General features: G+C 59.8%; 12 protein-coding genes and 1 pseudogene. 2 read left to right on the top strand and 11 right to left on the bottom strand.

The features are described 5' to 3' along the window. Together ACZAHD_RS08360 and yjdP are read left to right on the top strand one after the other, a co-directional pair. The coding region (locus ACZAHD_RS08360; protein WP_462456351.1) for an ATP-binding protein at window positions 1-674 on the top strand (674 nt) is incomplete at its 5' end. Window positions 675-787: 113 nt separating this feature from the next. Beyond that, entirely contained in the window at window positions 788-1,123 is a 336-nt protein-coding gene (yjdP, locus tag ACZAHD_RS08355) for a DDRRRQL repeat protein YjdP (protein ID WP_462456350.1), read from the top strand. Window positions 1,124-1,175: 52 nt separating this feature from the next. Here yjdP and phnP read toward each other — a convergent pair whose 3' ends face one another. The 11 genes and pseudogenes from phnP to phnF form a co-directional block, all read right to left on the bottom strand. After that, complete coding sequence (gene phnP, locus ACZAHD_RS08350) at window positions 1,176-1,934, bottom strand: phosphonate metabolism protein PhnP (RefSeq protein ID WP_462456349.1); 759 nt, start codon at window positions 1,932-1,934, stop codon at window positions 1,176-1,178. A 16-nt stretch (window positions 1,935-1,950) separates the two neighbouring features. Next, window positions 1,951-2,379: pseudogene (gene phnO, locus ACZAHD_RS08345) on the bottom strand (aminoalkylphosphonate N-acetyltransferase); the annotation flags it as partial. Continuing rightward, a complete protein-coding gene (phnN, locus tag ACZAHD_RS08340) occupies window positions 2,366-2,935 on the bottom strand; it encodes a ribose 1,5-bisphosphokinase (protein ID WP_462456348.1) in 570 nt (189 codons plus the stop codon). The gene phnN and the pseudogene phnO, both read right to left, overlap by 14 nt. Continuing rightward, window positions 2,935-4,071 carry an alpha-D-ribose 1-methylphosphonate 5-triphosphate diphosphatase gene (gene phnM / locus ACZAHD_RS08335; RefSeq protein WP_462456347.1) on the bottom strand — a complete coding sequence of 379 codons (1,137 nt, stop codon included), beginning with the start codon at window positions 4,069-4,071 and terminating at the stop codon, window positions 2,935-2,937. Before phnM ends, phnN begins: the two co-directional genes overlap by 1 nt. Beyond that, complete coding sequence (gene phnL, locus ACZAHD_RS08330) at window positions 4,068-4,748, bottom strand: phosphonate C-P lyase system protein PhnL (RefSeq protein WP_462456346.1); 681 nt, start codon at window positions 4,746-4,748, stop codon at window positions 4,068-4,070. Before phnL ends, phnM begins: the two co-directional genes overlap by 4 nt. Window positions 4,749-4,847: 99 nt before the next feature. Then, entirely contained in the window at window positions 4,848-5,606 is a 759-nt protein-coding gene (phnK, locus tag ACZAHD_RS08325; protein WP_462456345.1) for a phosphonate C-P lyase system protein PhnK, read from the bottom strand. After that, on the bottom strand, window positions 5,603-6,451 hold the full coding sequence (locus tag ACZAHD_RS08320) for an alpha-D-ribose 1-methylphosphonate 5-phosphate C-P-lyase PhnJ (RefSeq protein WP_032698356.1): 849 nt from the start codon (window positions 6,449-6,451) through the stop codon (window positions 5,603-5,605). The genes phnK and ACZAHD_RS08320 overlap by 4 nt, the downstream gene beginning before the upstream one ends. Beyond that, window positions 6,444-7,508, bottom strand: coding sequence for a carbon-phosphorus lyase complex subunit (locus tag ACZAHD_RS08315; RefSeq protein WP_462456344.1), 1,065 nt, complete (start codon window positions 7,506-7,508; stop codon window positions 6,444-6,446). Before ACZAHD_RS08315 ends, ACZAHD_RS08320 begins: the two co-directional genes overlap by 8 nt. Further along, on the bottom strand, window positions 7,508-8,092 hold the full coding sequence (phnH, locus tag ACZAHD_RS08310) for a phosphonate C-P lyase system protein PhnH (protein ID WP_462456343.1): 585 nt from the start codon (window positions 8,090-8,092) through the stop codon (window positions 7,508-7,510). The genes ACZAHD_RS08315 and phnH overlap by 1 nt, the downstream gene beginning before the upstream one ends. Beyond that, window positions 8,089-8,541, bottom strand: coding sequence for a phosphonate C-P lyase system protein PhnG (phnG, locus tag ACZAHD_RS08305; protein WP_462456342.1), 453 nt, complete (start codon window positions 8,539-8,541; stop codon window positions 8,089-8,091). The genes phnH and phnG overlap by 4 nt, the downstream gene beginning before the upstream one ends. Next, window positions 8,542-9,267, bottom strand: a complete 726-nt coding sequence (gene phnF, locus ACZAHD_RS08300; RefSeq protein WP_462456341.1) for a phosphonate metabolism transcriptional regulator PhnF — start codon at window positions 9,265-9,267, stop codon at window positions 8,542-8,544. It lies immediately after the preceding gene. Between the last annotated feature and the right edge of the window lie 150 nt (window positions 9,268-9,417).

The following is a 9,417-nucleotide window of genomic DNA, read 5'->3' as shown; positions in this document are numbered from 1 at the left end:
GCAGCGACGGGCGGCGTCAGGATATGGTGGCGCTGGAGGTGATTGACCACGGCAGCGGGATGTCGCAAGAGGTCAAGGCTCAGGTGTTCGAACCGTTCTTTACCACTAAACAAACCGGTAGCGGCAGTGGTCTGGGGCTGTCGATGGTCTATGGTTTTGTCCGCCAGTCCGGCGGACGGGTGGCTATCGAGAGCGCGCCGGGGCAGGGGACCACGGTGCGTTTGCAGCTCCCGCGTGCGGCGGTACAGGCGCCGACCGGTGGCCCGTTGCCGGAAGTTGAGCAGGCGTTGAGCGGTGAGCGGCTGGCGCTGGTACTGGAGGATGATACCGATGTACGTCAGACTCTTTGTGAGCAGCTTCATCAGCTCGGCTGGTTAACCCTGGAGGCCGGGAACGGAGAGCAGGCGCTGCAGTTACTTGATGCTTCGACGGAAATCGCGCTGCTGATTAGCGACCTGATGCTGCCGGGCAGATTGAGCGGAGCCGAGGTGATTAACGAAACCCAGCGTCGTTTCCCGACGGTGGCGGTGCTGCTGATCAGCGGTCAGGATCTGCGTCCGGCGCACAATCCCGCGTTGCCGGACGTGGAGCTGTTGCGTAAACCCTTCAGTCGGACACAGCTGATGCAGGCGCTGCGGCAGGTGACGACAGCCCACGCTGGCGGATCACGGTAAACATTGAGCGGAGCCGTATCGGGGACACATGATGGCGGATTTGAGATTCCTCCGCTACTCGTCGCGATGACCGTTGCTTAATGTAGGGCCAGCCCCCTGAAGAGACTGGCTCTATGAAACGTTACTTTACCGCTCTAATTCTCTGCACGCTGTCGCTGAGCAGCCAGCTGGCGCGCGCTGATATTATTGACGACGCAATCGGTAATATTCAGCAGGCGATTCATGATGCCTACAACCCGGGCAATAGCCGCTCTGATGATGACGACCTCTATGATGACGGACGTTACCAGGGCAGCCGCCAACAAAGCGCCGATCGCCAGCGGCAGTATGACGATCGGCAACGGCAGATAGCGGAGCGTCGCCGCCAGCTCGATGATCGTCAGCGTCAGCTGGATCAGGATCGTCGGCAGCTGGAGAACGACCAGCGTCGGCTGGATGACGATGATTAACCGTGCTGTCGTTCCTGACTGGGGTGACGATAGTGTTTACCGGAGTCAAAGATTAATCCAGCACGATCTCCATACCGTCATAGCCAGCCTCAAACCCCGGCGGCAGTGGATGGTCCATCATCCAGAGATCAAACTGGTGGCTGATATGAGTCAGAATGACCCGCGGGCAGCCCAGCACCTGGTTGATGGCGCTTACCGTATTCAAATCGCAGTGGTTGCGCGGAGGCTGCGGGCGCGGCTCATGGCTGCAGTCGATCACGATCGCCTGCGGCTGGTTATTCAGTAAGAATTTGAGCGTCTTTTCCGGTAATCCGGCGGTATCCGACAGCCAGGCTACCCGGCTGTGTGCCGACTCCAGCAGATAGCCGTACGTCAGCTTCGAGTGATTCAACGGCAGCGGCGTCACCCGCAATCCCTGTAATTCAAACATCACAAACGGCTCAACAGTATGGCTGAAGTCCAGTACGCCAGGGTGTTTAAACAGGTCATCGCAGCCTTCAGGATCTGGCGGGCCAAACACCGGGATCGGCGCGCCGATGCCCCAGCGCAGCGGGAATAATCCCTGAACATGATCCATATGATAATGGGTAAGCAAAAACTGCTGAAAGTGGCCGGCAGGCCAGCGATCCATCAGATCGGGCAGCCCGGCATCCAGAAGGGTGACGGCATCATTAAAGGTCACGACCGCACTACAGGGGCGACGACGATGAGCCTCATCGTTGCGTGCACGCTGGCAGGCCGCGCAGTCGCAGCCGAAGACCGGAACCAACTGGGCGCCGCCGGTACCGGTTAAGCGGATAGTCAGACCCATACTTCCTCCTCACAGCGCTTTTTTTAAAACGCAGATGGCTTTGCGTATACCCTTCACGGAGATAAAAACGGTGGGCATCGTGGCGGGCTTTTTCGCTGGAGAGCTCCACCATTTGCGCGCCGTGGTTGCGGGCTTCCTGCTCCGCCCAGGCCAGCAGCGCCTGGCCGACGTGCAGGCCGCGCCTCTGTGGCAGCACCACCAGTTCCTGCACTTCCCCGATCCAGGCAGTGAAATTAAGCGGAAATTGCAACTGTAGCCCAATCAACCCGACTGTCTCTCCCGCCACCTGCGCCAGCTGATAGCGCAGGGTTGGATTTTGCAGGTTCATGGCAAACCCGGCGGCGAAATGGCGGCGATCGTACGCTTTCTGCTTTAGTTCGCAAATTAACGTATAGACGGCCTCGACGTCGTCCAGGGTCGGAGCGCGAAGTTCACAGGCTGGCATGCCGGGTCTCTTGTCGGGTGGAGTGGCGGCGCAGTAGCGTGAAGAACAGCTCGACGGATTGCCCGAGGCTGCCGTTGTTGTCCAGCGTCAGGCAGTCGGAGGGGGTATAGCGCGCCGCGCGTTCCAGGCGCAGAGCGATTTCCGTGTCGCTCTCTCGTCCGCGCTGCTCCAGGCGCTGACGCAGCACTTCCGGCGTCACCTGCAGGCAGATGGGCAGGAGTGCGTCGGCATAGCGCGCACGCGCTTGCGGCAGATGGGCGCGAGAGCCATTAGCCACTACGTCAAAACCGGCGTGCAGCCACAGGTCAATTTCGATGCCAATTCCGTAGTAATTGTTATTGGCATGCCAGCTCAGGGCAAACAGCTGGCGCTCGGCGCGGTTAAAAAACTCCTGCTTGCTGAGCGCAATATGATTCTCGCTGCCGGCGTTAAACGGGCGAGTAATATAGCGATGCGCTACCAGCAACTGGGTATTTTCGCGCTGACGTAAGGCCGCCAGCAGGCTGTCTTTTCCGGAGCCTGAGGCCCCCACCAGCCAGATCAATTTTCCGCGCATCAGAAGACCCTCTTTCCTTGACGCCAGACGTGGTCAATATGGACATGTTCGCCGCGACGGTGCGCCAGCACCATATCGGCACGTTTACCTTCCGCAATCACGCCGCGATCGCCTAATCCCAGAGCCTGGGCCGGATTTTTGCTGACCAGACGAATGGCTTGCGGCAGCGTAAAGGTGTTGTCGTCATCGTCGGCGATGCGGAACGCCGCATCCAGCAGGCTGGCGGGATAATAGTCTGACGACAGAATATCGAGCAGGTTGCTGGCCGCCAACTGGTGGGCGGCGACGTTACCGGAGTGCGAACCGCCGCGCACGATATTGGGGGCGCCCATCAGCACGTTCATACCGTGGCGACGTGATGCCTCGGCGGCGGCTAACGTCGTGGGAAACTCGGCGATCACGCTGCCAAGCTGATAGGATTCGAGGACATGTTCCGCGGTGGCGTCGTCGTGGCTGGCGAGCGCGATATTGCGCTCGCGGCATATCGCCGCAATGGTTTGACGGTTCGGCTGCGACCATGCGGCTGCCAGCGCCATCTGCTCTTCTTCAAAGCGATCCATCTCTTCGTTAGTCAGGTGATATTTTCCCTGATAGTAATCGCGGTACTTGCGACGGTCGGCGTACTGGCGCTGACCTGGGGAGTGATCCATCAAGGAGACCATGCTCACCGGGTCGCGGCCAACCAGTTTTTCAAACAGCGGCAGTGTGGTGTGGTGCGGCAGTTCGCAGCGTAAATGCAGACGATGTTCGGCGCGGTTGATGCCCCGTTTCTGCGTCTCTTCAATGGCGTTGATCATCTTTTCCAGATTCTCCAGCCGATCGCCGCCGTCGCGGACGTCGCCGATGGCGACTGCATCCAGTACGGTGGTGATTCCGCTGGCGACCATCAGCGCATCGTGGCTGCTCATCGCCGAGTGGGCGGGCCAGTCGACTTTCGGGCGCGGAGTAAAGAATTTGTCCAGATTATCGGTATGCAGCTCAATCAGCCCGGGCAGCAGCCAGCCGCCTTCGCCGTCAAGCGCCTGCGGCAACTGGCTCTGACTTTCGGCAAAGGCGTAAATTCTGCCCTCCTGTACTTCCAGCGAACCGTGTACCACTTCGTCTTCAAGAACCAGGTTTACATTGTTAATAATCATGCTGTTATTCCCATCGGGTGCAGTCGATCGGCGACCTGATTGCGGACCGTTTCATCATGGAAAATACCGACGATAGCCGCGCCGCGCGCTTTGGCCTCATTAATGAGTTCCACTACGGCGGCACTGTTTCTGGCGTCTAGCGAGGCGGTTGGCTCATCAAGCAGTAAAATCGGGTAGTCCACCGCGAAACCGCGGGCGATATTGACCCGCTGCTGTTCCCCGCCGGAAAAGGTGGACGGTGCCAGATGCCACAACCGTTGCGGAACGTTCAGGCGCGTCAGCAGGCGAGCAGCCTGCGAAGCGCAGGTATCGCGCGGGATACCGAGGTCGAGCAGCGGTTGCATCACCACTTCGAGGGCGGAAATCCGCGGGATCACTCGCAGGAACTGGCTGACCCAGCCGATGGTGCGCTTGCGGACTTCCAGCACCTTACGCGGCGAGGCGTTGACCAGGTCAACCCATTCGTCGCCGTGGCGGATATGGATATGGCCGGTGTCTGGCAGGTAGTTGGCATACAGCGAACGCAGCAGGGTGGATTTGCCGCTGCCGGAATGGCCGTGCAGCACCACGCATTCGCCATTACTGACCTCCAGAGAGGCATTTTGCAGCACCGGCAGGCGCACGCCGTTTTGCTGGTGGAGTACAAAGGTCTTACTGACATTTTCAACGTGAATCATTTTGGCCTCGTGGTTTGGGTGCCGGGTGCTGTTGTTCGAACGTGAATGATTCTGTGTTCGTCGGCCGGGTAAGCGCAGCGTCACCCGGCGACAGCAACCTCAGTTCTGCAATACCGATGACACCAGCAGCTGGGTATACGGATGATGAGGATCGTCGAGCACCCGGTCGGTTAAACCACTTTCCACCACCTGACCCTGTTTCATCACCAGCAGACGGTGCGCCAGCAGGCGCGCGACACCGAGATCGTGGGTGACTATCACCACGGCCAGGTTCAGCTCCACCACCAGACCACGCAGCAGGTCGAGCAGACGCGCCTGCACGGAAACATCCAGACCGCCGGTCGGCTCATCCATAAAGACCAGCTTCGGCTGGGTCACAAGGTTGCGGGCGATTTGCAAACGCTGTTGCATGCCGCCGGAAAAAGTGGTGGGCAGATCGTCAATACGTGACGACGGAATTTCGACATCGTTCAACCACTGCTCGGCGGTTGCGCGGATATTTCCGTAGTTACGTGCGCCGGTGGCCATCAGGCGCTCACCGATGTTGCCGCCTGCCGACACCTGACGGCGCAGGCCATCCATCGGATGCTGATGCACCACGCCCCATTCGGTACGCAGCAGGCGGCGGCGATCCGCTTCGCTCATCGCATACAGTGAGCGGTTTTCATACCGCACTTCACCTTCTTGCGGCGCCAGGCGCGCCGAGAGAGCTTTCAGCAGCGTGGTTTTCCCCGATCCAGACTCGCCGACGATGCCCAGCACTTCACCGGGCCACAGTTCAAAAGAGACGTCGCTGAAGCCTTTGCCCGGCGCATAAAGATGGGTCAGATGATTGACCGCGAGTAACGGATGGCTCATTTGTTCAGTGCCTCGCTTTGTTGGCGGCAATAATCGGTATCGGAGCAGACAAACATCCGTTTACCGCTGTCATCGAGTACCACTTCATCGAGGTAGCTGTGGCGAGACCCGCAAATGGCACAGGGTTCATCCCACTCCTGGACGGTAAAGGGGTGGTCGTCGAAATCGAGACTCTCCACCGGAGTAAACGGTGGCACGGCGTAAATGCGCTTTTCCCGTCCGGCGCCGAACAGCTGTAGCGCGGGCATCATGTGCATTTTCGGGTTATCGAATTTCGGGATTGGCGACGGGTCCATCACATAGCGGCCGTTCACTTTTACCGGGTAGGCATAGGTGGTGGCGATATGACCGAAGCGGGCAATGTCTTCATACAGTTTCACCTGCATCACGCCGTACTCTTCCAGCGCATGCATGGTGCGGGTTTCGGTCTCGCGTGGCTCAATAAAGCGCAGCGGCTCCGGGATCGGCACCTGGAAGATCAGGATCTGATCTTCGGTGAGCGGCGTCTCCGGGATCCGGTGACGGGTCTGGATCAGCGTGGCATCGCAGGTCGCTTCGGTGGTCGCAACGCCGGTGACGCGCTTAAAGAACTGCCGTATCGATACCGCATTGGTGGTGTCATCAGCGCCCTGGTCAATCACCTTCAGCACGTCATGCTCACCGATGATACTGGCGGTCAGCTGAATACCGCCAGTTCCCCAGCCGTAGGGCATCGGCATCTCGCGGCCGCCGAACGGCACCTGGTAGCCGGGAATCGCCACCGCTTTGAGAATGGCCCGGCGGATCATGCGCTTGGTCTGCTCATCAAGATAAGCAAAGTTGTAGCCAGTGAGTGGGTTAGCCACGTTCGTTCTCCCGTTGCAGGCGTTTCAGCAGCGCCAGTTCGGCCTGGAAATCGACATAGTGGGGTAGCTTGAGATGCGAGACGAAACCGGCTGCCTCGACGTTATCGGCGTGGGCGAGGACAAACTCTTCATCCTGCGCTGGCCCGGCTATCTCTTCACCGTAATCTGGCGCCTGTAGCGCGCGGTCGACCAGCGCCATCGCCATCGCCTTGCGTTCGCTCATGCCGAATACCAGGCCATAGCCACGCGTAAAGTGCGGCGGTTCGCTTTCCGGTGCCACGAAACCGTTGACCATCTCGCATTCGGTCATCAGCAGTTCGCCGATATTGACCACAAAACCCAGCTCTTCGGGGACGATCTCGATGGCGACGTAGCCGCTGCGAATTTCACCGGCAAAAGGATGGTTACGGCCGTAACCGCGCTGTGTCGAGTAGGCCAGCGCCAGCAGATAGCCTTCATCGCCACGCACCAGCTGCTGCAGGCGTGACGAACGTGAGCAGGGATAGACCGGCGGTACGCGGGTGATGTCGTCGGGCCGGGCGTCGGACGCCTGTTCCGCTTTTGCCAGCCCCTGCTGTACCAGCAGGTTAAAAACGTGCGGTGTGGCTTCCTGGGGGCGGTCGGCGGTATGCAGTGGCGGCGTTTCGCCGTTAGCCAGCAGGGTGAAATCCAGCAGGCGGTGGGTGTAATCGTAGGTCGGACCGAGCATCTGGCCGCCGGGAATATCCTTATACACCGCCGAAATACGGCGTTCCAGGCGCATGTTGGCGGTATCGACAGGTTCGCTTACCGCCAGTCGTTGCAGGGTGGTGCGATACGCACGCAGTAAAAAAATGGCTTCGACGGTGTCGCCGCTGGCCTGTTTGAGCGCCAGCGCCGCCAGTTCACGGTCGGCGATGCCGCCTTCGGTCATCACCCGATCGACCGCAAGGTTTAACTGTTGGGTAATCTGTTCAATGCTCAGTTCAGGAAGCTGTCCACTGCCTCGTCGTTTATGTTCCTGTAAGGCGTGAGCGGCTTCGATCGCCTTCTCTCCGCCTTTGACGGCAACGTACATTAGCAAACCTCCACGTGGGTGGTGCGCGGGATAGCCAGCAGGCGCTCGCCGCAGGTGAGGATCAAATCAATGCCCAGCGGGAACGGGTGCGGGCGTTCGGTCAGTTCATCAATGATGCAGTCCGGTAGCTGCGGGGCGATCATGCGCTCTTCGGCAATGCCGGCACCGGTCAGGCGCAGCATGCGTCCGCCGCTGAGGCTGGTGAGCTGGACAATCAGCGTGACGCCGGTTTCCGGGGCGGCGACGGTCCCGGCGGACAGGACGTTAAGCTGTTCGCTGCTAATACGTTCATCGGTGACGGCGAAGACCGCCTGCTGTGGCAGTTCCACCAGCGGTGCGCCGGTGTGAAAACGTAAGTTCTGGCCGACGAGATCGTTGTGCAGTGCCGCAGAGAGCCAGACCGGCGTTTCATGATCTGCCAGGGTCAGCAGGAGGCTGGTGGAGGCGATATTCAACGGCTGCCAGCCGTGCTGGAGCTGCTGGAGTGCGACAATGACGCCTGGTTCGCTCATGGCTTTTAGCAGGCGACGAAAACTGTGCTGAGCATCCTGCACCGGCAGGGTAAAAGCGGTTTGTAAGGTCATGCGTTATCTCCGCGAACCAGAGTAAAGAAGTCCACCCGGCTGGCGTTGACTTCGGCGCGTCGGGCTTCAATGCGCGCGTTTCGTTGTGCTTCCAGCGGGGTAATCAGGGTTTCCATTAAGCTGTGAAAATGGTGGGGTGATTGCATCAGGGCGTCGATGGTTGCGCAGCGCTCTGCGTGCGGACGATCGCGGCCCAGTATCCAGCTGTAGCCGATCGTGCCGTCGGTCAGGCGAATGGCGGCACGGGTCAGCGTCGCGTCTCCGGCGAAGAAACGGTCGCCAATCCCACCCATTCTTGCCTGGAGCTGTACCAGGCCGGTTTCCGGCGTGCGAATCAGTTCATATTCCGGCGCCAGCTGCAGGGTCTGCATTCGTGCCAGCAGCTCCTCGGGTTCACTGTGGGCCAGCACGGACATCCAGCGCTGGCGGGTTGCGGTATCAAAGTGCATTCAGTGCTCCATGGTGAATTCAATCATGTCCGCCCGGGTCAGGCTGACGGAGTACTCCGTAGCCTGCGGTTCGCCCGCGCGGTGGTTCAGGGTTCTCACGCACAGCAGCGGCGCCATGTTGGGGATCCCGAGAATGTTGCTCTCTTTCGCCTGGGCGCGACGGGCGCTGATTTTGGTGCGCGTGCGGGTCAGTTCGACATCCAGTTGTTCGTGCAGGAAATCGTGCAGTGAACCCTGGGTGAAGGTTTGCAGCACCGGCCAGAAGCGTAGGTCGGTGAAGTAGTGGTCGATCAAACACAGCGCGACGCCGTTGACGCGGCGCAGGGTCCGGAGATGAATGACGTTCTCGCCTTCAGCAATGCCAAAGGCTTCGGCGACGTGGCTGCTGGCCGGGCGCAGTACCGACAGCAGCTTTTCGCTGGTCGGGTGGCTGCCCTGATCGAGTAGGTTCTGGCTGAAGCGCGCCTGGGCATTGAGCGGGTAGTCGATTGGGCGCATCAGCACCAGCACGCCAACCCCCTGACGACGCTGGACCCAGCCGCGTTCGACCAGTTGATCGATCGCCCGGCGCAGGGTATGGCGGTTGACTTCAAAGCGCGTGGCCAGCTGTTGTTCCGCCGGAAGGTAGTCACCGCAGCGGTAGTGATGGCGTAGTTCCTGCTCAAGTCTGGCGGCAATTTCCTGATACCGGGTAGGATAACTGGTCGGATGTCTGGATAAGTACATGTCAGTCAAGCCTCACTAAGCAGAAGAAGGGATTTCCCTCTGAGAGTGGCCCGATCCTGACGCGTTTTTGTTACATTCCGGTTAACTCGCTATGACCGGAGGATGAAGAGTTGGTGCCAGCTGAGTGACAGGGCGGGAGAACCCGCCCGG

This window comes from Raoultella sp. (assembly GCF_039594335.1).
In the GTDB taxonomy this organism is placed as follows: Bacteria; Pseudomonadota; Gammaproteobacteria; order Enterobacterales; family Enterobacteriaceae; genus Klebsiella.
Note: the sequence above shows the minus strand (reverse complement) of the source record. Positions and strands in the feature narration are given on the sequence as shown.